Below are 24,674 nucleotides of genomic sequence, written 5' to 3'. Positions count from 1 at the left end.
GATGGAGGACCTCCCATGTACCAGCAGATGATCTTCGTGAACCTGGCCGTGAACGACGTGGACGCGTCGAAGAAGTTCTTCACGGAGATCGGCTACACGATCAACGCGACGTTCTCCGACGAGCACTGCGCGTCCGTCGTCATCAGCGACACGATCGTCGCGATGCTGCTGGACAAGCAGCGCTACGCGGACTTCACGAAGAAGGAGATCGCGGACTCGACGAGGACCAGCGAGGTGCTGCTGTGTCTCAGCGCCGAGAGCCGCGAGAAGGTGGACGAGCTGGTCGACAAGGCGATCGCGGCGGGCGGCTCGGCCAGCGGGGAGACCCAGGACCACGGCTTCATGTACGGGCGCGCCTTCGACGACCCGGACGGCCACACCTGGGAGATCATGTGGATGGACCCGGCGGCCGCCCAGGGCTGAAGCGCCCGACCGCGTCCCCGGAGGCCGTGCTTACATGGGCGGGTGCAGACCAGCCCCGCCCATGTGGCCCACCACGGTGACCGTGAGATCGAGACGCTCGCTGAGTTCGACGCGACCGTCTCGGCACGCGGTACCCTCGCCGGCTTCCGCGTCCAGGCCGTCGATCTGACGGACCGTACGAGAGAGCTGCTCGCCAGCGACACCACGGGCGCCGTCTTCCTGGGCTGCCCGATGCGGGAGAACGCGGCGGCGAAGGTCCGCGCCGACGGCGCCCTGGTCTTCCCGCCCCTTCCCGATCTGCCGTTCGACCCGTACCGCGGCCACCTCTACACGCCCGACGAACTGTTCGGCACCCTCGACAAGGGGTACGAGGAGACACCGGACGCCGTCACGTACGCCTGGTTCCAGCGGACCGGGGCCGACGGGGACATCTACGCGTCGATGCTGCGCTCGGTCCACGACGACTCCGTCTCGGACGCTCTCGACGAACTCCTGCGCGGGGCACGGGTGGTGGGCGTGATGGGCGGTCACGCCATGGCTCGCGGCACGGACGTGTACGGGGGCGCGGCCCGGCTCGGCCGCGCGCTCGCCCGCGCCGGTTTCGCGGTGGCGACGGGCGGCGGCCCCGGCGCGATGGAGGCGGCGAACCTCGGCGCGTACGCGGCCCCGTACCGCGACGGCATGCTGGACGAGGCGTGCGAGATCCTCGCCAAGGCGCCCTCGTTCGTCCCGTCGGTGACCGACTGGGCGCGCGCCGCCTTCGCGGTGCGCGACCGCTGGCCGAAGGGCAACACCTCGGTGGGCGTCCCCACCTGGTTCTACGGCCACGAGCCGCCGAACGCCTTCGCCTCGCACATCGCCAAGTACTTCGCCAACGCCACCCGCGAGGACGGCCTGCTGGCCCGCTCGAACGCGGGCGTGGTCTTCCTGCCCGGCGCCGCCGGAACGGTCCAGGAGGTCTTCGACAACGCGACCCCCAACTACTACGAGTCCCGCGGTGAACCGACCCCCATGGTGCTGGTGGACCGCGCCCACTGGACGGAGCGTCTGCCCGTGTGGCCGCTGCTCCAGGCCCTCGCCCGGGACAGGTCGATGGAGTCCCGTATCGCCCTCGTGGACCGCATCGAGGAGGTGCCGGAGGCGCTGGACCGTCTGTCACGTAAATGAAACCTAAAAGCCAAGGGTCAAGACGGACACACGGATTGACAACGGGAGACGGTGCCCAATAAACCTGTGAGGCGTCTGGGATTGCTGTTTCACAGCAGCCCCCCACCACCCCCCTCGTTTTTGTGCATCCCGTGAAGGGCAATCGTGTCCATATCTCGCCGTACCGCACGTTCCGTGCGCATTCTCGGAGTTGCCTCCGCCTCGGCCGCGCTCACGCTCGGCCTGGCCGGCAACGCGCTCGCCTGCAACATCAGTGAGTTCTCCGCCGTCGCCAAGTGCGACGGCACCAAGGGCGTCATCAGCGTCACGGACAAGGACCCGTCGGGCGTCAAGGCCACGGTCTCCGTCTTCCTCCAGTCGAACAACGCCGACGCCAAGCTCGTCGGCGAACAGGTCGTCGAAGGTACGCGCGAAGGCGTGACCATCGACTTCTCCGAGGACTGGAAGCCGAACGCGACCTACCGCATCCACGTCAAGGCCGGCAACCAGGTCGACGAGGACATCAAGCCCAACCTCGTCACTCCGTCCGAGGCGTGCGAGTCCCCGGAGACGTCCACGCCTCCGGCGACCCCGTCGCCCTCGGAGGAGCCGTCCTCCCCCTCGGAGCCTTCGGAGGCCCCCGGCTCCTCGGAGCCCTCCGAGCCCGCGGAGTCGGCGAGCTCCCCCGCCGCGTCGACCGGCGACAACAACCCCTCGCCCGCGGGTGAGTCGAACCTCGCCGAGACCGGTTCGAGCTCCAACACCGGTGCCATCGTCGGCATAGCGGCGGCGCTCGTCGCCGCCGGCGCCGGCGTGATGTTCGCGCTCCGCCGCCGCGGCGCATCGAACAACCGCTGACACCCACCAGCTACACCAGTGGCCCGCCCCCACCCAGGGAAGCGGGCCACACCCACACCGACCCCCACCCACACCGAGCCCCACCCCGCCCCGCAAGGGGCGCGGGGAACTGCGCGCTCAGCCCCCACCAACCCGCACCCTCATCACCGGCGACGAGCCACTCGCCCCCGAGCCCCGGCCGGGCACCCCCTAGGCCGCGCCCCGGGCCCCGGCGAGCACGACGATCTCGGCGGCGTCGAACGCCACCCCCACCTCGTCCCCGGTCTCCGGCGCATCCCGCAGCGCACACGCCGCCTCCAGCCGCGGCGCGCCCTCGGGCTGCAACCGCAGGGCCACATGAGTGCCCCGGAAGGTCCGTGCGGCCACCGCGCAGCGCAGCCCCTCCGCGGCCGGCACGAGCCCTACGCCCGCCGGCCTGACGAGGAGCGTGACCTCGCCCTGCGGGGTGCCGGAGGGCACCGGCACCTTGCCCCAGGGGGTGTCCGCCACCTCACCCGAGACGGTCGCCCCGGTCACGTTCTCGAAGCCGAGGAACCGGGCCACGAACGCGTCCGCCGGACGCTGCCAGACCTCAAGTGGCGTACCCGACTGGGCGATCCGTCCGTCCCGCATCACGACGACCCGGTCGGCGAGCGCGAATGCCTCACCCTGGTCGTGCGTGACAGCGAGCACGGTGGTGCCCAACTCGCGGAACAGTTCGCGGAGTTCCATCACGAGCCGTTCACGCAGCGAGCGGTCGAGCTGGCCGAGCGGCTCGTCGAGCATGAGCAGCCGGGGCCGGGGAGCGAGCGCCCGGGCAAGAGCGACCCGCTGCTGTTCGCCGCCGGAGAGGGAGGCCACGGCCCGCCGGTGGGAGTCCGGCAGACCGACGAGTTCCAGCAACTCACCGACCCGAGCGGCCTGTTGCCGCTTCGACTCGCCGCGCATCCGCAGCCCGAAGGCCACGTTCCCGGCGACGTCCCGCTGCGGGAACAGCTGGTGGTCCTGGAACATCAGGCCGACGCCCCGCCTGTGCGCGGGCACGCCGTCGAGGTCACGGCCGTCCAGGAACACCCGCCCGCCGTCCAGCGGCTGCAGCCCGGCGACGGCCCTGAGCAGCGTCGACTTGCCGCTGCCGCTGGGCCCCAGCACACATACGATCTCCTGCTCGGCGACATCGAGACCGACGTCGTCGAGCACGGCCCGCCCGCCGAACCGTACGGTCGCCCCTTCCAGTTCGAGCATCTTCAGAACTCTCCCGTCCGGTCGGAGCGAAGGTCGGTGCGAAGGCGTTCGAGGACCAGCAGCGCCACCGCGCACACCACCATCAGGACGGTGGAAAGGGCCATGGCCTGCCCGTAGTTGAGCTCGCCCGCCCGTCCCAGCAGCCGTGCCACGGCGACCGGCAGCGTCGGGTTGTCGGGCCGTGCGATGAAGACGGTCGCGCCGAACTCGCCCAGTGACACGGCGAAGGCGAACCCGGCCGCGATCAGCAGCGCCCGCCGCACCATCGGCAGATCGACCTCGCGCCACACCCGCCAGGGCGAGGCCCCGAGCACCGCCGCCGCCTCGCGCAGCCGCCCGTCCACGGCCCGCAGCACCGGCAGCATGGTCCGTACGACGAAGGGGACACCCACCAGCGCCTGCGCGAGGGGCACGAGGATCCAGGTGCTGCGCAGGTCCAGCGGCGGTTCGTCGAGCGCGACGAGGAAACCGAAGCCGACGGTCACGGCGGAGACCCCGAGCGGCAGCATGAGCAGCGCGTCGAAGCCCCGTACGAGACGTCCCGCGTCCCGGCGGGTGAGGGCGGCGGCCGCGAGTCCGCCGATCAGCAGGGCGATGGCGGTGGCGGCGAGGGCGTACCGCAGCGAGTTGCCGACGGCGTCGATCGGCGGCACCAGGAACAGACCGCCCTCGTCGCTGGTCAGTGCCTTGTAGTAGCCGAATCCCGGGGCGTCGAACGAGCGCGCGACCAGGACGGCCGGCGGCAGGACCAGCAGGACGGCGATGGTGGCGAGGACAGCGGCGAGCAGGGTCCACTGCCCCGCCCCGCGCGGCCGTCGCGCGGTCGTGGCGGCGTCGACCAGCCGCAGCGCGGTCTCCCGCCGCCGTACGGTCCACGCGTGGACGGCGAGGATCGCGCCCACGGCCACGAACTGGATGATCGTCAGCACGGCGGCCGTGGAGAGGTCGAAGATCTCCGAGGTCTGCCGGTAGATCTCGACCTCCAGCGTCGAGAAGGTGGGGCCGCCGAGGATCTGCACGACGCCGAAGGAGGTGAAGGTGAAGAGGAAGACCATGAGTGCGGCGGCGGCCACGGCCGGGCCGAGCGCCGGGAGCGTCACCGTGCGCCAGGCCGCGAACCGTGAGGCGCCGAGCATCCGTGCGGCCTCCTCCTGCCGCGGGTCGAGCTGCGACCAGAGGCCACCGACCGTACGGACGACGACCGCGTAGTTGAAGAAGACGTGCGCGAGCAGGATGGCCCACACGGTGGTGTCCAGGCGTACGCCCCACAGGTCGTCCAGCAGTCCGCCCCGGCCGAGCAGCGCCAGGAAGGCCGTGCCCACGACGACGGTCGGCAGCACGAACGGTACGGTCACGACGGCCCGGAGCACCTGCTTGCCCCTGAACTCGAAGCGCGCGAAGACGTACGCGCCGGGGAGCGCGATCAGCAGGGTGAGCGCGGTCGAGGCGAGCGCCTGCCAGGTGGTGAACCACAGGACGTGCCGGATGTCGGGCTGGGCGAGCACGTCCCAGATCCGCCCGAACCGCCAGCTCCCGCCGGTACGCAGCCCGCGGGCGGTGATCGCCGCGACCGGATAGGCGAAGAAGAGCCCGAAGAACGCGACGGGCACGGCCATGAGACCGAGCCGCGCCGCGCTCCCCGTACGCCTGTGTGCGCGCGGCCGCGCCTCTACTTCAGTACGAGCGAGGTCCATGACTTGACCCACTCGTCACGGTTGTCGGCGATCCTGGCGGGGTCCAGGGTCTCGGGGTTCTCGGCCTGCGGGCCGAACTTCACGAATTCCTGGGGCACCCGGGCGCCCTCACGGACCGGGTACACGAACATGTTGAGCGGCATGTCGTCCTGGAACCTCTTGCTGATCAGGAAGTCGACGAGCGCCTTGCCGCCCTTCGCGTTCTCCGCGTTGCTCAGCAGCCCCGCGTACTCGACCTGCCGGAAACAGGTGCCGTCCGCGACACCGGTCGGCGCGGTCTTCGGCCTCGGGTCGGCGTAGATGACCTCGGCGGGCGGGGAGGAGGCGTACGAGACGACGAGCGGCCGGTCGCCCTTGGCCTTCTTGCCGCCGGCGGACCCGGAGAACTCCTCGTTGTATGCCTGCTCCCAGCCGTCGACGACCTTCACGCCGTTGGCCCTGAGCTTCTTCCAGTAGTCCTCCCACCCGTCGTCCCCGTACTTCGCGGCGGTGCCGAGCAGGAAGCCGAGGCCGGGCGAGGAGGTCGAGGCGTTCGAGGTGACGAGGAGGTTCTTGTACGCGGGCTTGATCAGATCGTCGAAGGACGTCGGCGGCGCCAGGTCACGCTTACTGAAGTAGGTCTTGTCGTAGTTGACGCAGATGTCACCGGAGTCGATCGGCGTGACGCGGTGCCTGTCCGGGTCGACCCGGTACTCGGGCAGGACGAGGTCCGCTCCCTTGGCCTCGTACGACTGGAACAGCCCGTTGTCGAGCGCGCGCGAGAGCAGGGTGTTGTCGACGCCGAAGAAGACGTCGCCCTGCGGGTTGTCCTTGGTGAGGATCGCCTTGTTGACGGCCTGCCCGGCGTCGCCGTCCTTGAGGACCCTGACCTTGTAGCCGGACTCCTCCTCGAACGCCTTGAGGACGTCCTTGCTGTAGGCGAAGGAGTCGTGGCTGACGAGGGTCACGGTCCCGGAGCCCTCGTCGCCCGAACCCCCGTCCCCGGAGTCGGAGGACCCGCACGCGCTGAGCGCGACGAGGCCGAGCCCGGTGGCCGCGACGGCGGCGGTGAGCCGGTGGGTGATGCTCGTGGTACGCACTGGTTCTGGTTCCTCCTGGGTTGTCCAGGAAGAGACGCGGCCCTGCCCGGGACCTCGGTCGGTCCCGGGCAGGGCGCAACAGCTTGAGTAGTGACCGAACTTCCTACCCAGAATGACCTGGGCGAGGTTCAGAGGGTCTGCGGGCTCTCCCGCACTCTCAGCGCTGTGGCGCTCCCCTGTCGGAATATGAAGATGTGTCGGTACGAACGCTGCCAGACTACCGCTCGGTGGCCGCCAGCTGCCCGCACGCCCCGTCGATCTCCTGACCACGGGTGTCCCGGACGGTGACGGGCACACCATGGGCGGCGATCGCCTCGACGAACGCCTTCTCGTCCTCGGGCCGCGAGGCGGTCCACTTGGAGCCGGGCGTCGGGTTCAGCGGGATCAGGTTCACGTGCACCGGCTTGCCCTTGAGCAGCCGCCCGAGCCGGTCACCGCGCCACGCCTGGTCGTTGATGTCCCGGATGAGCGCGTACTCGATGGAGAGGCGCCGCCCGGACTTGGCCGCGTACTCCCAGCCGGCGTCCAGCACCTCCCGGACCTTCCACCGCGTGTTGACCGGTACGAGGGTGTCGCGCAGCTCGTCGTCCGGCGCGTGCAGGGAGATGGCGAGGCGGCACTTGAAGCCCTCGTCGGAGAACCGGTTGATGGCGGGGACGAGACCGACGGTCGACACGGTGATACCGCGCTGCGACAGTCCGAGCCCGTCCGGCTCCGGGTCGGTGAGGGCGCGAATGGACTGGACGACCCTCTTGTAGTTGGCGAGGGGCTCGCCCATGCCCATGAAGACGATGTTGCTCAGCCGCGCCGGACCGCCGGGGATCTCCCCGTCGCGCAGGGCCCGCATCCCGTCGACGATCTGGTGCACGATCTCGCCGGTCGACAGGTTCCGGTCGAGGCCGGCCTGCCCGGTCGCGCAGAACGGGCAGTTCATCCCGCAGCCGGCCTGTGAGCTGATGCACATGGTGACCCGGTCCGGGTAGCGCATCAGCACGGACTCGACGAGGGTGCCGTCGAAGAGCCGCCACAGGGTCTTGCGGGTGGTGTCCGCGTCGGTGGACAGATGCCGCACGACCGTCATCAGCTCGGGCAGCAACGCCTCCTGCAGCTTGGCGCGCGACCCGGCCGGGATGTCGGTCCACTGCTCCGGATCGTGCGCGAACCGCGCGAAGTAGTGCTGCGAGAGTTGCTTGGCACGAAACGGCTTCTCACCGACCGCGGCAACGGCCTCTTTACGCTCGGCAGGCGTGAGATCGGCAAGGTGCCGCGGCGGCTTCTTGGCTCCGCGGGGGGCGACGAATGTAAGTTCTCCGGGCTTAGGCATGGCTGTACCAGTGTCGCAGATCGATTCGTGTGACCCGGGCCGCCGGTTGCCCGGCTCGGGCCGGGCTTCGGTGGGGGTGCTGTCCCAGGAGTCGCATCAGGACCTAGAATCGAACTCGTGTCCGAAAAAGTGTCTCGTCTCGATCGCCTGCGCAGCGTCCGCGAATGGCTGGTCTGGCAGCTCCGCCGCACTGACGACACCATCGCCGAGCTGGAGCGGCAGGAGGTCGTCACCGCGCGTGCGGCGCGCACGCTGCCGTCACCCGCGTTCGGGTACAGGCTCGCCATGCGACGGGCGGGCGGCCGGCCCGCCCCCGACTCCGTCCATACGGACGACTGCGGCATGGCGGGCAAGAACACGAAACCGCTGGGCCGGGACCAGGCCCTCCGCGCGATCACGGAGGACGGCGTCACGGCGTGCCCCTACTGCCGTCCCGACACCGGGCTCGGTGTGCTGTGAACCGCGAGCGGCCGCAGTCCGAGGGAACGGGCACGGCGCCCATCGTGGTGCACCGTCCGACGGGTGGCCGTGGGCGCCGCGTGTCCATCCGCGCCCAGGTCGCCGGTCTCGCCCACAGCGATGCCGACGTGGTCGAGTTCCTGCGCCGCGCGGGCCTGCCGGACGCGGGGGAACTGCTGGACGATCCCCAGTGGGTGGAGTGGCAGGGCGGCCGTCCCCACGAGTACGGCGGCCAGGGCTGACGCCGCCCCGGCCCCGGCGCCCGCCGTACACCGCGTCGCGCACGGCTCCGCACACACGATCAGACCGTCGCCGTACGCGAAGGACCCCCGGCCGCCCTCGGCCAGGGGTCCTCGTACCGCGCAGCGAGGTCCGGTGCTCAGCTGGAGCCCACGAAGAGCACCAGGAGCAGCCACACCACGGGAGCGGTGGGCAGCAGTGAGTCCAGTCGGTCCATGATGCCGCCGTGGCCCGGGAGCAGGGTGCCCATGTCCTTGATTCCCAGGTCGCGCTTGATCATCGACTCGCCGAGGTCGCCGAGCGTGGCGCTGGCCGCGACCGCGAAGCCGACGATCAGGCCCTGCCACCAGGTGCCGTCGTCGATCAGGAACTGCATGCACACCGCACCCGCCGCCATCGCGAAGGCGACCGCGCCGAGCAGGCCCTCGCGGGTCTTGCCGGGGCTGATGCGCGGAGCGAGCTTGTGCTTGCCGAAGCGCCAGCCGACGGCGTACGCGCCCGTGTCGCTGATCACGGCCAGCAGCAGGAACGTCAGCACCCGCCGCGCACCGTCGTCCGCCGTGAGCATCATCGCCACGAACGTGGCGAGGAACGGGATGTAGAAGGCCGCGAACACACCCGCGGTGACGTCCTTGAGGTAGCCCGCGGGAGGTTCCGTCATCCGCCAGACCAGGACCGCCAGCGCGGTGAGCGCCATCGCCACCCAGGCGCCCTCGGGCCCGCGGACGTATCCGGCGACGACCATCCCCGCACCGCCCACCGCCAGCGGCACGAGCGGCGCCCTGATGTCCTTGCGCTCCGCGAGCCTCGACGTGAGCTCCCACAGGCCGACCACGACGGCGACAGCTATGACGCCGACGAAGGCCGCCTTGACGAAGAACAACGACGCGGCGATGACCACACCGAGTCCGACACCGACCCCTATGGCAGCGCTCAGGTCGCGGCCCGCGCTCTTCTTCTGCGGCGCGGGTGCGGGGTGGGCGGCGCTGGTCATGGGCTCCTGCGGATTCTGCGACGGAGCCTGGAAGGGCGGCGTCGACGGCGTCTCGTCGCGGAACGGGGGGCCGCCCGTCCGAGCGGCCCCCCGGCCGTCATCCTGGTTTCCGCCATGCGCGGGTACGTCGGGCACGATGGGCATGGGGCGAGTCTGCTGCGCGTGGTACGCATCGTACGCGGGACCCGCCGGGGCGGCCCCCTGGACAGGCCCCTGGTCGGACGGCCCCCAGTACCCGGCTTGTGGCGGCGCTCCCCAGGAAGAGTCGTTCATCAGACCTCGAGCAGCTCAGCTTCCTTGTGCTTGAGCAGCTCGTCCACCTGGGCGACGTACTTCGCGGTGGTGTCGTCGAGCTCCTTCTCCGCACGGCGGCCCTCGTCCTCGCCGACCTCGCCGTCCTTGATCAGCTTGTCGATGCCGTCCTTGGCCTTGCGGCGGACCGAGCGGATCGAGATCTTCGAGTCCTCGGCCTTGGTCCGCGCGACCTTGATGTAGTCCTTGCGGCGCTCCTCGGTGAGCTCGGGGAACACCACCCGGATGATGTTGCCGTCGTTGCTCGGGTTGACGCCGAGGTCGGAGTCACGGATCGCCTGCTCGATGTTGCGCATCGCGCTCTTGTCGAACGGGGTCACCACGGCCATACGCGGCTCGGGCACCGAGAACGAGGCCAGCTGGTTGATCGGTGTCAGCGCACCGTAGTAGTCCGCCACGATCTTGTTGAACATCGCCGGGTGCGCACGGCCGGTGCGGATCGCGGCGAAGTCCTCCTTGGCGACCACGACGGCCTTCTCCATCTTCTCCTCGGCCTCGAGGAGGGTCTCTTCGATCACCACTTGCTCCTGCGTGTCTTGAGTAGGCCCGGCTGCGGTTCCTCGGAGGGTAGGCGGCCGGCTGCGTCGCGTCTTATTCCTGCACGGTTCCCGACCGGCAGGACATTGTCCATCCCCCGGTCAGGCCCGACCGCCCTGGTCACCCACAAGCGTGCCGATCTTCTCACCCTTGACCGCCCGGGCGATATTGCCCTCGGTCAGAAGCTCGAAGACGAGGATCGGAAGCTTGTTGTCGCGGCACAGCGTGATGGCGGTCATGTCGGCGACCTTCAGGTCGCGGGTGATGACCTCGCCGTAGCCGAGCGCGTCGAACTTGACCGCTTCGGGGTTGGTCTTCGGGTCGGAGTCGTAGACCCCGTCCACGCCGTTCTTGCCCATCAGCAGCGCTTCGGCGTCGATCTCCAGGGCGCGCTGGGCGGCCGTGGTGTCGGTGGAGAAGTACGGCATGCCCATACCGGCGCCGAAGATCACCACACGGCCCTTCTCCAGGTGGCGCACGGCCCGCAGCGGGATGTACGGCTCGGCGACCTGCCCCATGGTGATGGCGGTCTGCACGCGTGAGTCGATGCCCTCCTTCTCCAGGAAGTCCTGGAGGGCGAGGCAGTTCATGACGGTGCCGAGCATGCCCATGTAGTCGGAACGGGCCCGGTCCATGCCGCGCTGCTGCAGTTCGGCCCCGCGGAAGAAGTTGCCGCCGCCGATGACCACGGCGATCTGGGCACCGCCGCGGACCACCGCGGCGATCTCCCGGGCCATCTTGTGCACCACGTCGGGGTCGACGCCGAGTGCCCCGCCGCCGGCGAAGGCTTCACCGGAGAGCTTCAGCAGGAAGCGGCCGGCGCCCTTGCCGGTGTCGCTCTTTTCGTCCTTGTCGGCGGCCTGGGTGGTGGTCATGGAGATCTCGCCTCTTTACCTGTCGCACGTGTCGCACATACGAAGAAGGCCACTGCCGGTGGGGTGTTGTTCGCATCCCATGCTCGGCGGTGGCCTCCTCGTCAGATCTGCTGTCGTCCGCGCGTCCGCGGGTGGCGGTGTACGCGACCGGCACGGACGACTGCTGTCGACCCTAGCGGGATCGCGCGTGGATCGCGGTACGGACTCAGATGCCGACCTTGATGCGCGAGAAGCGCTTCAGGGTGACACCGGCCTCGTCCAGGACCTTCTGGACGGACTTCTTGTTGTCGAGCGCGTACGGCTGACCGAGGAGGGTGGCCTCCTTGAAGAAGCCGTTGACGCGACCCTCGACGATCTTCGGGAGCGCGGCCTCGGGCTTGCCCTCGGCGCGCGTGGTCTCCTCGGCGACGCGACGCTCGGACTCGACGACCTCGGCCGGAACGTCCTCACGGGAGAGGTACTTCGGCGCGAAGGCGGCGATGTGCTGCGCGATGCCCTTGGCGAGGGCGGCGTCGGCCTTGTCCAGCTCGACCAGGACACCGATCTGCGGGGGCAGGTCGGGCATGGTGCGGTGCATGTACGCGGTGACGTAGGCGCCGGAGAACTGCGCGAAGCGGTCGAGGACGATCTTCTCGCCCAGGTTCGCGTTGGCCTCGTCGACGAACGCCTGGACCGTCTTGCCGGACTCGATCTCCGAGGCGAGGAGCGCCTGGATGTCGGCCGGGGAGGTGGCGGCGGCGTGCTGGGCGATCTGGTTGGCGACGGCCTGGAACTTCTCGCCCTTGGCGACGAAGTCCGTCTCGCACTTCAGCTCGACCAGGACACCGGAGGTGTTGTCGTCGGCGATGATGGAGACCACGGCGCCGTTCTCGGCGGAGCGGCCCTCGCGCTTGGCCACGCCCTTCTGGCCCTTGATGCGCAGCGCCTCGACGGCCTTGTCGACGTTGCCGTCGGCCTCGTCCAGCGCCTTCTTGCAGTCCATCATGCCGGCGCCGGTGAGCTCACGGAGCTTCTTGACGTCGGCGGCGGTGTAGTTCGCCATGATCAGTGAATCTCTTCTCGGAGTTCGAAGTCTCGAAGTCGGCGTCCGCCGCTGATCGGGCGGGCGTCCACCGAAGATCTACGGGCTGGGGGTGAACCGCGGGCGACGCGCTCGGCGCCGCCCGCAGTCACACGACCGTGACGCTGGATCAGACCTGCTCGGCGTCGGCCGGCTTCTCGGCCTCGGCGGCGGGGGCCTCGTCGGCGGCCGGAGCCTCGGCGTCGGCGGCGGGCGCCTCGGCCTCAGCGGCGGGGGTCTCGGCCTCGGCGGCCGGAGCGTCGGCGGCGGGCACCTCGGCAGCGGTCTCGTCGGCCTTCTTCTCGCCGCCCTCGAGCAGGTCGCGCTCCCACGCGGCGAGCGGCTCGCCCGCGGCCTTGTCACCCTCGGCGGCCTTGCCGGCGCCGGAGCGGGCGATGAGGCCCTCGGCGACGGCGTCGGCGATCACGCGGGTGAGCAGGGTGACGGAGCGGATCGCGTCGTCGTTGCCCGGGATCTTGTAGTCGACCTCGTCGGGGTCGCAGTTGGTGTCGAGGATGGCGACGACCGGAATGTTGAGCTTCCGGGCCTCACCGACCGCGATGTGCTCCTTCTTGGTGTCCACGATCCAGACGGCGCTGGGCACCTTGGACATCTCGCGGATACCGCCGAGGGTCTTCTCCAGCTTGGCCTTCTCGCGGGAGAGGACGAGCAGCTCCTTCTTGGTGAGGCCGGACGCGGCCACATCCTCGAAGTCGATCTGCTCGAGCTCCTTGAGGCGCTGCAGGCGCTTGTAGACGGTCGAGAAGTTGGTGAGCATGCCGCCCAGCCAGCGCTGGTTCACGTAGGGCATGCCGACGCGGGTCGCCTGCTCGGCGATGGCCTCCTGCGCCTGCTTCTTCGTGCCGACGAACATGACCGTGCCGCCGTGGGCGACGGTCTCCTTGACGAACTCGTAGGCGCGGTCGATGTACGACAGCGACTGGAGCAGGTCGATGATGTAGATGCCGTTGCGCTCCGTGAAGATGAAGCGCTTCATCTTCGGGTTCCAACGACGGGTCTGGTGACCGAAGTGGACGCCGCTCTCCAGCAGCTCCCGCATCGTGACGACGGCCATGGCCGTACTCCTAGGTGTTCTCGGTTGTGCCGCGTCCGCCGGACGGCGGTCGCGCCTGACGCCCGCGTTGCGCCTTGCCACAAGGGACCGAGGGGCGCTGACACCGGCTGTTCGACAACCTGATGTCGGGGCGTGCGAAGTCGACCCGGTGACCCGGATCGCCACAAGAAGTGTACGGGACCCGCGAGGCGCCGGATGACGCCGTTGTCCACAACCGGCGGGTACTCCACAGATCTCGACCATGATCCACCTTTTCGTGCCGCGCACGGCACCGTTCTCGCATGCGAGCAGAACGATGTCTTCGTACGTGGCCGGCGTCGCCGCCGGCCCTGATGGTGGCCGCCGTGCTGGTACTCGGCCTCACGCTCGGCGGTTCCGCGGCGACCGCCCGGGACGACGGTCCGGTCGCCGGTTCCGTGGGCGACCCGGGCGGCGGGGCGACCGGCGGGCCGGGCGCCGGCTCAAGCCGTCCGAGCAACTCAAGCGACTCGGGCGGCGGCGAAAGTGACCGGGGCAGCGCGGGCGGCGGCTCAAGCGGCTCGGGTGGGGCGGGCGGCGGCTCCGGTGGCGCGGACCCGCCGGTCCCGACGGTCGGCCGCGCCTGGCCGGTGGGATCGCGCCCGTCGGTGGCACGCGGCTGGGAGCCGCCGGCGACCGCCTACGGCAGGGGCCATCGCGGCGTCGATCTCACCGCGGCCCCCGGCGCCCCGGTGCGGACGGTCGCGACGGGCCGCGTCTCCTTCGCGGGCCGGGTCGCGGGCCGCGGTGTCGTCTCCGTCGAACTGTCCGGCACGGGGAACCCACCCCTGCGCACGACGTACGAACCGGTGCGGGCGACGGTGAAGAAGGGCGCGGAGGTGACCGCGGGCGAGGCGGTCGGTGTGCTGGAGCCGGCGGGGTCGCACTGTCCGGCGTCCTGCCTGCACTGGGGCCTGCGCCGAGGGGACACCTACCTGGACCCGCTGTCCCTGCTTCCCCCGTGGCTGCTCCACCGCGGCCCGTCCCGCCTCCTGCCGGTCACCGGAGCACCCGAGCCGGCGGACGCTCTCACCGTCCACCAGCCCCTCGGTCGGGCCCCGGGCCCGGCTCGCGGGGCGGGTCCGACCGGACGGTCACGCACCGCCGGCCGCGGGCCGCGCCGGACACCACCGGCATCGGCGCCCTCGCGCCGGCACGGAGGTGCCCGATCCCCCACAGCCCGGGCCCGGCGAAGAACGCTCCACCCCGGCGGACGCCCCTCCGGTCACAGACAACCCGGCAGCGCGCCGAAAGCGCTCAGCCCCGTACGCCGCGCAGCGCCATCGCGACGGCCGCCTCGGTGATCACTTCGGGTTCCTCGGCCGCGCCGAGCTCGATCCTGCGCACCGCCGCGTCCGCCATCCCCTGGAGGAGCATCGCGGCCATCCGGGGCTGCTCGTGCCCCATGTCCCGCAACGCCTCCACGATCATCGCGACGAGTCCGCCGTGCGCCGCGCGGATCTTTTCGCGCGCGCCCGCGTCGAGCTCACTCGCGGAGATCGCCACCACGGCCCGGTGCCGCCGGTCCCCGACCAGGGCGAGCTGGCGGCGGACATACGCCTCGACCTTGCCCTCGGGCGTCCCGGCCAGCGACATCGCCGCCTCGACCTCGGCGGCCCACAGCGGGAAGTCGACCTCGCAGAGTTCCTCGACGACGGCCGCCCGGGAGCGGAAGTACTCGTACACGGAGGACCGCGCGAGCCCTGTCCGCTCGGCGAGCGCCGGGAACGTCAGCGCCTCCGTCCCGCCCTCGGACAGCAGTGACCGAGCCGCGTCCAGCAGGGCGGCTCGCTGCATCGACCGGTGCTCGGCCACGGAGGCCGCTCGAATCCTTGGCACGCCCCCACTTTACGGACGCCTCGCCCGGGACGGGAGTCTCTCACCCCGGAGGGCTTGATCGACGCCCCGGACCGAGAGTGCCCCGCTGTGCTGCCGCGCCCCGGCGCCGAGCGATCCCACCAGGTCAGCGACCGAAGCTCGCCAGCTTCGCCCGGAGCTGGAGCACGGACTTGGTGTGGATCTGGCTGACACGGCTCTCCGTCACCCCGAGCACATTGCCGATCTCGGCGAGGGTGAGCCCCTCGTAGTAGTAGAGGGTGACGACCGTCTTCTCACGCTCGGGCAGTGTGTTGATGGCCCGCGCCAGGAAGCGGCGCAGCTCACGGTCCTCCGCGACCTCCACGGGGTTGTCGGCCGCGGTGTCCTCGAGCGTGTCCATCAGGCTCAGCCGGTTGCCGCCCTCGCCGCCGACGTGCAGCAGTTCCTCCAGGGCCACGACGTTGGCCAGCGACAACTGGCCGAACACCGCGTGCAGTTCCTCGACCGCGATGCCCATCTCGGCGGCCACCTCGCTCTCCGACGGCGTACGCCGCAGGCGTGCCTCCAGCGTCGCGTAGGCGCGCTCGACGTTGCGGGCCTTCTGCCGCACCGAGCGGGGGATCCAGTCCAGCGCCCGCAGTTCGTCGATCATGGCGCCCCGGATGCGCGTGATCGCGTACGTCTCGAACTTGATCTCCCGCTCGATGTCGAACTTCTCGATGGCGTCGATCAGCCCGAACACCCCCGACGACACGAAGTCCGCCTGCTCCACATTGGGCGGCAGGCCCACACTCACCCGGCCCGCGACGTACTTCACCAGCGGGGAGTAGTGCAGGATCAGCTGCTCGCGCAGCCGCCCGTCGCCCGTGGCCTTGTACGACCTCCACAGCTCGTCGAGTGTCGAGGGGGCGGGCGGGCGCACGCCGCCGCGGGCAGCGGGGGGAACTGCCGCCCGGTCTGACCCGGAGGTGTGCTGGGGCATTCGTCGCCTTGTGCCGTTCTGCAGTGAACTGTGGGTACCTGCGTGAGTCGTCGGTCTGATGTCGAGTTGCCTGTCTGCGTCGGATTCCCCGTGAGCGTAGCGTGACTGGAGAGTCGCAGTGTGCGAACAGCGGTGGACTCACCGTGCGCAGATTCGTTCCTCTGGACGCCGCTCAGGCCCACGGCCATCGCCGTGAGTAACCGCGACGAGGCGTCAACTGACGGGAATACCAGGGACTTCGGGGGTCGCCCGAACGGCCGAACACGCTCGGTCAACCTCGCTCCCGACCGGTGCCGCCGGACTCGGCGGCCCGGTGTGTCAACTTCCAGCCGTCGCCGTGTCGTTCGACGAAGCCAAGTGAGCGGAGTTCGTACAGTCTCGCGACCGCGTCGTCCTCAGTCGTCCCGGCGCCCCTGGCCACTTCCTGCCGCGACACCGCGTCCCGGGCCGGCAGCGCGGCCAGCACCCGGGCGGCTGCCGGGTCCAGGAGGTCACGCGGCAGCACGGGACCACGGCGGGCCGGGGCCAGCTCGCCCATGTCGCCGACGAATTCGGCCACTTCCGCGGCGTCGGTGACCAGGACCGCTTCCCCGCGCAGGAGTTCGTGCACGCCCGCCGAGAGGCCGCTGGTCGCCGGTCCCGGCACCCCCATGGTGGATCTGCCCAGCCGCTGGGCGGCCCGGGCCGTCACCAACGCGCCGCTCCGGTAGGCCGCCTCGACGACGACCGTGCCGCGCGTCAACGCCGCGATGACCCGGTTGCGCTGGATGAACCTGCTCGGTGTCGGGTGGTCGCCGGGTGGCAACTCCCCGATCACCAGTCCCTGTTCGGCGATCCTGGTGATCAGTTGGGTGTGGCCGCGCGGATAGGGCCGGTCGACGCCGCAGGCGAGCACGGCGACGGTGGCGCCGCCCGCCCCGAGGGCCCCGCGGTGCGCGGCCCCGTCCACGCCGTAGGCGCCACCCGACACCACGACCCACCCCCGCTCCGCGAGCCCGGCGCCGAGCGTGGACGCCATGTGGGCGCCGTACTCGGTGCAGGCCCGGGCGCCCACGACGGCGACCGAGCGCAGCGCCCACATCCGCAGGCTGGGCAGTCCTCGCACCCACAGCCCGATCGGTCCGGCATCCCCCAGGTCGTCCAGTTGAGCGGGCCACTCGGCGTCACCGGGACACACGAAACGTGTCCCGGAGTCCCGTGCCAGCGCGAGGTCCCCCCGCGGGTCGGTCCGCTCGGCACGGGCCCGCAGACCCGCCCACCGCGTGTCGGTCACGCCCGGCAGCTGCTGTCCGCCTCCGGTGAGACGCCGGACCACCTCCCCCGCCCCGTGCTCGCGCAGCCACCGGCCGCAGATCTCGTCCCCCGGTTCGACGACACGGGCGAGAAGTGCCCGGTGGAGCCGCTCGTCGCCCTCGCTCACGACGCTCACGACGAGGCCCCGATCGCCATCGGCACCCCCCGCGGGACCCCGGTGCGCAGTTGCAGCGCGAGGGTCACGTCCGCGGCCCCCGGCCGGTCGCGGCCCGCGAGGTCGGCGACGGTCCAGGCGACCCGCAGGACACGGTCGAGCCCCCGGGCGGTGAGGACACCCCGCTCCAGGCTGCGTTCCGCCTCCTCCATGGCGCCCGGCGACGCGTACCACCGGCTGCGCAGCTCGCGGCCGGGCACCTCGCTGTTCGTGCGCCAGGGCGTGCCCGCCAGGCGCGCGGCGGCCCGCTCCCTGGCGGTCCGGACCCGGTCGGCGACCGTCTCGGTCGATTCGCCGCGCGCCCCCCGCTCCGTCAGCTGGGAACGGGTGACGCGGTCCACCTCCACCCTCAGGTCGACGCGGTCGAGCAGTGGCCCGGAGAGGCGGGCCTGGTAACGGCGGATCGCGGAGGGTGAGCACTCGCAGAGGGTGTCCCGCTGGGAGAAGCGTCCGCAGGGGCAGGGATTGGCGGCGAGCACCATCAGGAACCGCGCCGGAAAGCGCACGACGCCGGCGCTGCGCGCGATCACGACGTGCCCCGATTCCAGGGGCTGGCGCAGTGCGTCGAGGGCATGGCTGCTGAACTCGGGGGTCTCGTCGAGGAAGAGCACTCCCCGGTGGGCGAGCGACACCGCGCCGGGCCGTGCCACCCCCTGGCCGCCGCCGACCAGGGCCTGCATGGTCGCCGAGTGGTGCGGGGCGCAGTAGGGAGCGACGTCGACCAGGGGCTTGCCGGGCGGCAGCAGGCCGGCGACCGAGTGGACGGCCGTGACCTCCAGGGACTCGCCCCGCCCGAGCGGCGGCAGGATGGCGGGCAGCCGCTCGGCGAGCATCGTCTTGCCCGCTCCCGGTGGTCCCTCCAGGAACAGATGGTGTCCGCCGGCCGCGGCGACCTCCACCGCGGTCCGTGCCGAGAGCTGGCCCACGACGTCGGCGAGGTCGTGGCCCTGGTCGTACTGGGCGGCGCCCATGCCGTGCATGCCCGTGGCGGCGCCCGCGCCCGGCAGACGCAGTCCCGCGAGCGGATCGGTCCGGCCCTGTTCGTCCGGGTCCTCGTCGGGCACGGGTTCGTCCGTGAGGACGGCGATGAGCTGGCGGAGGCTGCGGACGCCGAGGACGGACACGCCGGGCACGAGGGACGCCTCGGCGGCCGCGCTCTCCGGAACCACCACCTGCTCGTATCCCGCGTCGGCCGCCGCCAGCACGGCCGGCAGCACCCCCCGTACGGGCCGGACCCGTCCGTCCAGGCCCAGCTCGCCGATCATCACGATGTCGGCGAGCACACGGGGATCGATGCGCTCGGAGGCGCCGAGCGCGGCGCAGGCGATGGCGAGGTCGAAGCCGCTGCCGCTCTTCGGCACCGAGGCCGGGCTGAGGCCCACCGTGAGTTTCTTCTGCGGCCACTCGCCGCCGGAGTTGACCACGGCCGCCCTGACCCGGTCCTTGCTCTCCGTCAGGCTCTTGTCGGGCAGCCCCACCAGGGTGAACGCCGCGACCCCCGGTTCCAGGTCCGCCTGGACCTCGACGACGACGCCGTCCACACCCACCAGGGCCACCGAGCACGTACGCGCGAAGCCCATCAGGCCACCCCTCGCACATGCTCCACGACGGGGGCGCCGCGGTCGGGCAGCACGACACCCACGACGTCGATGCGGACGCCGCCGGGTGGCGCCCCTCCGTGCTCCTGCAGCCAGCGCTCGGCGAGGCCGCGCAGGCGCTGGGCCTTCACCGGGGTGACGGCGGCCATCGGATGCTCGAAGGCGCCGGCGCGGCGGGTCTTGACCTCGCAGACGACGAGCGCGTCGCCGTCCCGGGCCACGATGTCGATCTCGCCGGTCCTGCCCCCGCGCCAGTTGCGCTTCAGGATGGTCATTCCGGCCTCGGTCAGCCGCCGCGCGGCCAGGTCCTCGCCGTACTTGCCCAGTGCGTTGCGCGCCTTGGACGTCCCGCCTGCGGTGGACGTCCCGCCTGTCGTGGACGTCCCGCGTGTCCTGGATGCCTTGCCTGTCCTGGATGCCTCGGGCGTATTCATGTCGGCACCACCTCCGGCGCCAACAGTGAACCCATCCCGATCCGCTATTGGATCTTGGTGGACGGCTGCCCGATTGTGGACAACTCAGTCACCCGCACGAGCGGCCGCCGCAGGATCACAGGACAGGACCTAGCTGCTCGGCAACTCGAGGTCGCTCTTGTTCAGCTCCTCGATGTTCACGTCCTTGAACGTCAGGACGCGCACCTGCTTCACGAACCGGGCAGGCCGGTACATGTCCCACACCCAGGCATCCGCCATGGACACCTCGAAAAACACCTCACCCTGAACCGAGTGGACCTGCATCTCGTAGTCGTTGGTGAGGTAGAAGCGCCGTTCGGTCTCGATCACGTATTTGAACAGACCGACGACATCGCGGTACTCCCGGTAGAGCTTCAGCTCCATCTCGGTCTCGTACTTCTCGAGGTCCTCGGCGCTCATGGCATGTTCCCCTTCAGCCGTGCGTCCCCCTATTGTGCGCCAGCCCCGCGAGCCCCTAGACGATTTCCGTGTCGAGGGTCTCGGGCCTGGCCGGGGGCCCTTCGTCGAGCAGCCTGCGCAGCAGCTCGGCGAGTCTGGTCGGATACACCGTCTCATGTGCCTGGTGAAGTTCCCGGCACGTCCACCAGCGCGCTCCGGCGACACTGCGCCGTTCCAGCTCGGTCAGACCGGTCGCCTCGACCGCCGTCCGGGTCGTACGGCCCAGGAAGTACCACTCGTCCTGGTCCCAGCGGCGTCCGGCGAAGGGAAAGGAACAGGTCCGCCGCCACAGCACCGGACCCAGCTCCACGTCGGTGATGCCGGTCTCCTCCGCGAGCTCCCGCAGCGCGGCCTCTTCCCGTGTCTCGTCGCCCTCCAGACCTCCGCCCGGCGTGAACCACCAGTCGTCCGACGGGTCGTCGGGCTCATGGCCGTGCAGCAGCAGGATGCGGTCCCGCGGGTCCAGCAGCACCACCCGGGCGACCCTCCGCAGCGCACCGGGCCGGCCGGCAACCGGGGCCGGCGCCTCGCCCGTACGCCCGGGCCCCGCGACCGGCCGGTCACCCGCCACCGGAGGTCCGTCAGCCGGCAAGGGCCCGCCCCCTCGGTCCCGTACCGCTGCGACGGCGCCCCGCGCGGTTCGCGACCGGGCCGTACGCCGCCCCGCCGAGCACGAGGACCGCGCCCGCCACGACCGCCGTGAGGACCAGCCGCAGCGGTCCCGGTTCGGAGATGCCGCCCAGCGCCTCGAAGCCGGTGGGACGGGCCAGCATGCCGTCCATGGGCCACGCCACCGCGTCGACGCGCGCGCTCACCGCGCTGCGCGGCACCGTGCCGTTGCCGGCCTCGGTGAGGTGGGCAGTGGAGTCCAGCGAACCGCTGCGCTCGTCGCCGAGCAGGAAGAGCCGCCCCTCGGGGACCTCGATGGACGGGATCGTGGCCGACTCGGCCGCGCCGCCCTTGGGCAGATACGGTTCCTCGATCTTCTTGCCGTTGACGGTCAGCTTGTCCTGCGTGCAGCAGGCGACCGTGTCCCCGCCGACGGCGACGACCCGCTTGACCATCGGGAGGTCGCCCCAGCTGGCCTGCTTGAAGACGACGACGTCACCGCGCTCGACCTCCGAACCGTCGATCCGCTCGGCGAGCACCCGCTCGCCGCCCGCGATGGTCGGCGCCATCGAGTCGGTCGGCACGGTGTACGGCTGGTAGACGACCGCTCCCCAGGCGAAGCCACCGAGGAAGAGCACACAGCCGAGGGCCACGGCCAGCCCCGACAGCTTGCTGCCGAGCCGTCCGTGGCCCTCGTCCGTACGACGTGTCCCGCTCATCCCAGTACTCCCCCGACTCGGAGAATCGACCTCGTGGCCCAGGTCCGGGCCGCGCTGATCGGCGATCTGGGACGGCACCCTACCCGGCGGTACGCGAGCCAGAAACCCTGCTGTTCCCGGCGGTGGGGCGACGCCTGCGCCACAGCACCAGCGGGAGCGCGCCCGCGAGCCCGAGCACACCCGGAGCTGCGGCGCTCAGGTTCTGGTCGAAGGTGTCCGGCACCGGGAGCGCGGACCAGCGGGTGGGCGGCCAGGCGACGACGATGGCGCGACCCACGACGTTGTCCACGGGCACGAAGCCCTTGTGCTTGTCCTGCTGGTGGTAGCGGGAGTCCAGCGAGTTCTGCCGGTGGTCGCCCATGACCCAGATTTTGCCTTCGGGAACCTTCAGCTTGAACTGGCCGCCGATGTCGTCCATCGTGCACGGCGTGTTCCCCGGGTACACATAGGGCTCGTTCAGCGCCTTGCCGTTGACCTTCAGCGGGCCGGTGCCCTTGCACTCGATGGTGTCGCCGCCGACTCCGACGACCCGCTTGATGAGGTCCTTCTCCTCGGAGGAGGGCATCAGGCCGATCCAGCTGAGCCCCTTCTGCATCGCGTTCGGGTTCGGCGTCGGCTCGCCCGCAAGCCACTTGTCGGGGTCGTGGAAGACGACGACCTCGCCGCGCTCGGGCTCCGAGCCGAACCACGGGGTCAGCTTGTCGACGAGGACGCGGTCGCCCTGCTGGAGGGTGTTCTGCATCGAGTCCGAGGGGATCGAGAACGCCTGCACCAGGAAGGTCTTGATCAGCAGCGCGAGAACCAGCGCGATGCCGATGAGCAGGGGAAGTTCCTTCCAGAAGGACCGCGGCTTCCTCGGCCCCGGAGCGGCGCCGTCGCCCTGCTCGTCCCGGTCCTGCTCGTCCCTGCCCTCGTCGTCACCGAAGTCAGCTCCGGGGGGTACGGCGTCCCCCGGGGCCGGGGGGACCGGCTCTTCGGATCGTCCGGGCCGCTCCTCGGATCGCCCCGGTCGCTCCTCGGGGCCCTCGTGTCCGGATCGTGCGCCGACCGCCAAATCCCCCACATCCACTCCTCACTCCGTGCCGCCGCCTGCGACGGATACGACGCAGGCCCACCACTCCCATAACGAGCGGGAGTTCCGCAGGGGTCGGGAGCGGGATCAATCCGTATCGATCCGCGGGGGCCACCCTATGCGACGTGTCGAGTGCGGTGACCCCGCCGCCGGCCGCGTCGGGTACGGACGCGTAGGTGTCGGGCTCCTTGAGGCGGCTCCAGTGGCCGATGGGCCAGGCGATGACCATGGCGCGGCCCACGACGTCCTCGGAGATGGTGCCGTTGTACTTCTCGGTGCGGTGGAAGCGGGAGTCGGCGGAGTTGGACCGGTGGTCGCCCATCACCCACAGGCGCCCCGCGGGGACCCGCACCTCGAAGACGAGCGACGAGGGCTTGTCGCCGGGGTTGATGTACGGCTCGTCCAGCGGCATGCCGTTGACGGTCACGCGCCCCTGGGTGTCACAGCACTTGACGGTGTCGCCGCCGACCGCGACGACCCGCTTGATCAGGTCGCGTTCGTTGTCGGAGGGCAGCAGGCCGATGAAGGTGAGCACCTCCTTGACCTGCTTGACGACGATGGGATCGTCCGACTTCGCCACCGGCTGCTCGTCCTCCAGCCAGCCGCCGGGGTCCTTGAACACGACGACGTCGCCGCGCTCGGGCTTCGAGCCGAACCACGGCGTGAGCTTGTCGACCAGGACACGGTCGCCGATGCGGATCGTCTGCTCCATCGACCCCGAGGGGATCACGAACGCCTGGACGAGGAACGTCTTCAGGACAAGCGCTATGAGCAGGGCGACACCGATCAGAAGCGGTATCTCCTTGATGGCGGATCGCTGTCTGCGCCGCTTGACCCGCCGGGCCAGCTTGCGCCGGTCGGCCCGGCCGGGCAGCACGGGGCGGGCCGTGCGCCGGGTGCCGGTGGGCAGGAGGTCCTCGGCGGCACTGTGGGTGCCGCGGGGTTTGCCGCGGTTACCCATGGACACCGTCCGCGGTGGTGCGCCCGCTCGTCCCTGCGGTGATGCGGGGGCCCGCGGGCACGCGCGCGTGGCCGTCGGCGCGTTCGAGACGGGTCCAGTGACCGAGGGGCCAGGCGATCCAGTCGGCTCTGCCGATCACGTCGTCGACGGGGATCATGCCGCCGCCCGGGGAGCCGAGGTGGTCCCGGGAGTCGCTAGAGTCGCCGCGATGGTCACCGAGGACGAAGAGGGTGCCGTCGGGGACGACGACGTCGAAGGGCACTTCGGACGGCTCGTCCCCCGGGTACAGAAACGTCGACTCGTCGACGAGACGGCCGTTCACCTCGATCCTCCCCTGCCTGTCGCAGCAGACCACCTGGTCTCCCCCCACGCCGACGACACGCTTGATGTAGTCGGCGTCGCCGAAGTAACCGGTGCCGTCGAACACGACGACGTCACCGCGCCTCGGCTCAGCACCGAAACGGTACGCCAACTTATTTACGAGAACGCGGTCCCCGATCCTCAATGCGGGCTCCATCGAGCCGCTGGGAATCTCGAACGGCTGGATCACGAAACGGGTGAGGAGCAGCAGGGAGAACAGGCAGAACAGCACGGTCAGGGTGATCCGTCCGCCGGGAAGCCAGTCGGCGGCCCGGCCCACCAACGCGAAACGCGACCGGCCCTCCGCCCCCTCTGTGTCCGAGATCTCCTCGGGCACGGCGGGGTGGGAGGAGCGGTCGCGCTCCGTCTGCTGTGCTTCGGCGTCCATGTGGGCCAGATGCTATCCGGCCCTCACACGGACCCGGCGCGAGCTCAGTTGTCGCGCTTCTCCTTGATCTTCGCGGCCTTACCGCGCAGCTCACGGAGGTAGTAGAGCTTGGCGCGGCGCACGTCACCGCGGGTCACGAGCTCGATCTTCTCGACGATCGGGGTGTGCACGGGGAAGGTGCGCTCGACGCCGACGGAGAAGGACACCTTGCGGACCGTGAAGGTCTCACGGACACCGGCGCCCTGGCGGCGGATGACGACGCCCTTGAACTGCTGCACACGGGAGCGGTTGCCCTCGATGACGCGGACGTGGACGTTGACGGTGTCACCCGGGCGGAAGGCCGGGACGTCGCTGCGCAGCGACGCGGAGTCGACGGACGCGAGCAGGTTGGACATGATCGTCTGCTTTCTTCGGCGATGCCACAGGTCATCGACGGAAGTCGGTGTTGCCAGAAAAAGGGGCTGTTCTCG

At 70.8% G+C, this 24,674-nt stretch carries 26 protein-coding genes, 1 pseudogene and 1 riboswitch; of the genes and pseudogenes, 6 read left to right on the top strand and 21 right to left on the bottom strand.

Annotation, left to right across the window (positions count from 1 at the left end; all coding sequences use genetic code 11):
* Nucleotides 1–15: 15 nt before the first annotated feature.
* The 3 genes from ACFYXC_RS24480 to ACFYXC_RS24470 all read left to right on the top strand — a co-directional run bounded on the left by ACFYXC_RS24480 (nucleotide 16) and on the right by ACFYXC_RS24470 (nucleotide 2,427).
* The gene (locus tag ACFYXC_RS24480; protein ID WP_389554037.1) at nucleotides 16–423 is read left to right on the top strand and encodes a VOC family protein; all 408 of its coding nucleotides are present in this window, start codon (nucleotides 16–18) and stop codon (nucleotides 421–423) included.
* A gap of 42 nt (nucleotides 424–465) precedes the next feature.
* The gene (locus ACFYXC_RS24475; protein ID WP_388911334.1) at nucleotides 466–1,590 is read left to right on the top strand and encodes an LOG family protein; all 1,125 of its coding nucleotides are present in this window, start codon (nucleotides 466–468) and stop codon (nucleotides 1,588–1,590) included.
* A 144-nt stretch (nucleotides 1,591–1,734) separates the two neighbouring features.
* Complete coding sequence (locus ACFYXC_RS24470) at nucleotides 1,735–2,427, top strand: LAETG motif-containing sortase-dependent surface protein (protein WP_389554036.1); 693 nt, start codon at nucleotides 1,735–1,737, stop codon at nucleotides 2,425–2,427.
* 189 nt (nucleotides 2,428–2,616) lie between these two features.
* Here ACFYXC_RS24470 and ACFYXC_RS24465 read toward each other — a convergent pair whose 3' ends face one another.
* The 4 genes from ACFYXC_RS24465 to rlmN form a co-directional block, all read right to left on the bottom strand.
* Complete coding sequence (locus ACFYXC_RS24465; protein ID WP_389554035.1) at nucleotides 2,617–3,651, bottom strand: ABC transporter ATP-binding protein; 1,035 nt, start codon at nucleotides 3,649–3,651, stop codon at nucleotides 2,617–2,619.
* 2 nt (nucleotides 3,652–3,653) lie between these two features.
* Nucleotides 3,654–5,345 (bottom strand): ABC transporter permease, encoded by a 1,692-nt coding sequence (locus tag ACFYXC_RS24460; protein ID WP_389554034.1) that lies wholly within the window; start codon nucleotides 5,343–5,345, stop codon nucleotides 3,654–3,656.
* Nucleotides 5,321–6,424, bottom strand: coding sequence for a thiamine ABC transporter substrate binding subunit (locus ACFYXC_RS24455; RefSeq protein WP_389554033.1), 1,104 nt, complete (start codon nucleotides 6,422–6,424; stop codon nucleotides 5,321–5,323). Before ACFYXC_RS24455 ends, ACFYXC_RS24460 begins: the two co-directional genes overlap by 25 nt.
* Before the next feature lie 82 nt (nucleotides 6,425–6,506).
* A riboswitch (TPP riboswitch) is annotated at nucleotides 6,507–6,612 on the bottom strand.
* Nucleotides 6,613–6,641: 29 nt separating this feature from the next.
* Nucleotides 6,642–7,748 carry a 23S rRNA (adenine(2503)-C(2))-methyltransferase RlmN gene (rlmN, locus tag ACFYXC_RS24450; RefSeq protein WP_388911315.1) on the bottom strand — a complete coding sequence of 369 codons (1,107 nt, stop codon included), beginning with the start codon at nucleotides 7,746–7,748 and terminating at the stop codon, nucleotides 6,642–6,644.
* Between the two features lie 129 nt (nucleotides 7,749–7,877).
* Here rlmN and ACFYXC_RS24445 point away from each other — a divergent pair, with 129 nt between their 5' ends.
* Both ACFYXC_RS24445 and ACFYXC_RS24440 read left to right on the top strand, forming a co-directional pair.
* Complete coding sequence (locus ACFYXC_RS24445) at nucleotides 7,878–8,207, top strand: DUF6233 domain-containing protein (protein ID WP_389554032.1); 330 nt, start codon at nucleotides 7,878–7,880, stop codon at nucleotides 8,205–8,207.
* Entirely contained in the window at nucleotides 8,204–8,449 is a 246-nt protein-coding gene (locus tag ACFYXC_RS24440; RefSeq protein ID WP_389554031.1) for a hypothetical protein, read from the top strand. The genes ACFYXC_RS24445 and ACFYXC_RS24440 overlap by 4 nt, the downstream gene beginning before the upstream one ends.
* A 137-nt stretch (nucleotides 8,450–8,586) precedes the next feature.
* Here the strand turns inward: ACFYXC_RS24440 and ACFYXC_RS24435 are convergent, their stop codons facing one another.
* The 5 genes from ACFYXC_RS24435 to rpsB form a co-directional block, all read right to left on the bottom strand.
* Nucleotides 8,587–9,714: a phosphatidate cytidylyltransferase gene (locus tag ACFYXC_RS24435; protein WP_388911306.1), complete on the bottom strand. Its 1,128-nt coding sequence runs from the start codon at nucleotides 9,712–9,714 to the stop codon at nucleotides 8,587–8,589.
* On the bottom strand, nucleotides 9,714–10,271 hold the full coding sequence (gene frr / locus ACFYXC_RS24430) for a ribosome recycling factor (protein ID WP_149515371.1): 558 nt from the start codon (nucleotides 10,269–10,271) through the stop codon (nucleotides 9,714–9,716). The genes ACFYXC_RS24435 and frr overlap by 1 nt, the downstream gene beginning before the upstream one ends.
* 120 nt (nucleotides 10,272–10,391) lie before the next feature.
* On the bottom strand, nucleotides 10,392–11,165 hold the full coding sequence (gene pyrH / locus ACFYXC_RS24425; protein ID WP_388911302.1) for a UMP kinase: 774 nt from the start codon (nucleotides 11,163–11,165) through the stop codon (nucleotides 10,392–10,394).
* A gap of 205 nt (nucleotides 11,166–11,370) precedes the next feature.
* Nucleotides 11,371–12,207: a translation elongation factor Ts gene (tsf, locus tag ACFYXC_RS24420; protein WP_389554030.1), complete on the bottom strand. Its 837-nt coding sequence runs from the start codon at nucleotides 12,205–12,207 to the stop codon at nucleotides 11,371–11,373.
* A gap of 148 nt (nucleotides 12,208–12,355) precedes the next feature.
* On the bottom strand, nucleotides 12,356–13,300 hold the full coding sequence (gene rpsB / locus ACFYXC_RS24415; protein WP_389554029.1) for a 30S ribosomal protein S2: 945 nt from the start codon (nucleotides 13,298–13,300) through the stop codon (nucleotides 12,356–12,358).
* A 281-nt stretch (nucleotides 13,301–13,581) separates the two neighbouring features.
* On the opposite strand from rpsB, the gene ACFYXC_RS24410 reads away from it, so the two are divergent.
* Nucleotides 13,582–14,622, top strand: coding sequence for a peptidoglycan DD-metalloendopeptidase family protein (locus ACFYXC_RS24410; protein ID WP_389554028.1), 1,041 nt, complete (start codon nucleotides 13,582–13,584; stop codon nucleotides 14,620–14,622).
* Here the strand turns inward: ACFYXC_RS24410 and ACFYXC_RS24405 are convergent.
* From ACFYXC_RS24405 to rplS, 12 genes and pseudogenes are all read right to left on the bottom strand, one after another.
* Entirely contained in the window at nucleotides 14,576–15,133 is a 558-nt protein-coding gene (locus ACFYXC_RS24405) for a TetR/AcrR family transcriptional regulator (RefSeq protein WP_389554083.1), read from the bottom strand. The genes ACFYXC_RS24410 and ACFYXC_RS24405 overlap by 47 nt on opposite strands.
* A gap of 148 nt (nucleotides 15,134–15,281) precedes the next feature.
* Nucleotides 15,282–16,118: an RNA polymerase sigma factor WhiG gene (whiG, locus tag ACFYXC_RS24400; RefSeq protein WP_388911290.1), complete on the bottom strand. Its 837-nt coding sequence runs from the start codon at nucleotides 16,116–16,118 to the stop codon at nucleotides 15,282–15,284.
* Between the two features lie 271 nt (nucleotides 16,119–16,389).
* The gene (gene dprA, locus ACFYXC_RS24395) at nucleotides 16,390–17,538 is read right to left on the bottom strand and encodes a DNA-processing protein DprA (protein ID WP_389554082.1); all 1,149 of its coding nucleotides are present in this window, start codon (nucleotides 17,536–17,538) and stop codon (nucleotides 16,390–16,392) included.
* A gap of 5 nt (nucleotides 17,539–17,543) precedes the next feature.
* Complete coding sequence (locus ACFYXC_RS24390; protein WP_389554027.1) at nucleotides 17,544–19,166, bottom strand: YifB family Mg chelatase-like AAA ATPase; 1,623 nt, start codon at nucleotides 19,164–19,166, stop codon at nucleotides 17,544–17,546.
* On the bottom strand, nucleotides 19,166–19,618 hold the full coding sequence (locus tag ACFYXC_RS24385) for a YraN family protein (protein WP_389554026.1): 453 nt from the start codon (nucleotides 19,616–19,618) through the stop codon (nucleotides 19,166–19,168). Before ACFYXC_RS24385 ends, ACFYXC_RS24390 begins: the two co-directional genes overlap by 1 nt.
* 129 nt (nucleotides 19,619–19,747) lie before the next feature.
* On the bottom strand, nucleotides 19,748–20,056 hold the full coding sequence (locus ACFYXC_RS24380; protein WP_055510545.1) for a DUF2469 domain-containing protein: 309 nt from the start codon (nucleotides 20,054–20,056) through the stop codon (nucleotides 19,748–19,750).
* 55 nt (nucleotides 20,057–20,111) lie between these two features.
* Entirely contained in the window at nucleotides 20,112–20,588 is a 477-nt protein-coding gene (locus ACFYXC_RS24375) for an NUDIX hydrolase (RefSeq protein ID WP_388911501.1), read from the bottom strand.
* A gap of 88 nt (nucleotides 20,589–20,676) precedes the next feature.
* A complete protein-coding gene (gene lepB, locus ACFYXC_RS24370; RefSeq protein WP_389554025.1) occupies nucleotides 20,677–21,423 on the bottom strand; it encodes a signal peptidase I in 747 nt (248 codons plus the stop codon).
* A gap of 79 nt (nucleotides 21,424–21,502) precedes the next feature.
* A complete protein-coding gene (gene lepB, locus ACFYXC_RS24365) occupies nucleotides 21,503–22,486 on the bottom strand; it encodes a signal peptidase I (RefSeq protein ID WP_389554024.1) in 984 nt (327 codons plus the stop codon).
* Between the two features lie 277 nt (nucleotides 22,487–22,763).
* Nucleotides 22,764–23,456 (bottom strand): annotated as a pseudogene (lepB, locus tag ACFYXC_RS24360) (signal peptidase I); the annotation flags it as partial.
* On the bottom strand, nucleotides 23,449–24,204 hold the full coding sequence (lepB, locus tag ACFYXC_RS24355) for a signal peptidase I (RefSeq protein WP_389554023.1): 756 nt from the start codon (nucleotides 24,202–24,204) through the stop codon (nucleotides 23,449–23,451). The gene lepB (ACFYXC_RS24355) and the pseudogene lepB (ACFYXC_RS24360), both read right to left, overlap by 8 nt.
* A 44-nt stretch (nucleotides 24,205–24,248) precedes the next feature.
* A complete protein-coding gene (rplS, locus tag ACFYXC_RS24350) occupies nucleotides 24,249–24,599 on the bottom strand; it encodes a 50S ribosomal protein L19 (protein WP_388911269.1) in 351 nt (116 codons plus the stop codon).
* Between the last annotated feature and the right edge of the window lie 75 nt (nucleotides 24,600–24,674).

The organism is Streptomyces sp. NPDC002701, assembly GCF_042889045.1.
Taxonomy (GTDB): domain Bacteria; phylum Actinomycetota; class Actinomycetes; order Streptomycetales; family Streptomycetaceae; genus Streptomyces.
This window is presented reverse-complemented; position numbering and strand designations above follow the sequence as displayed.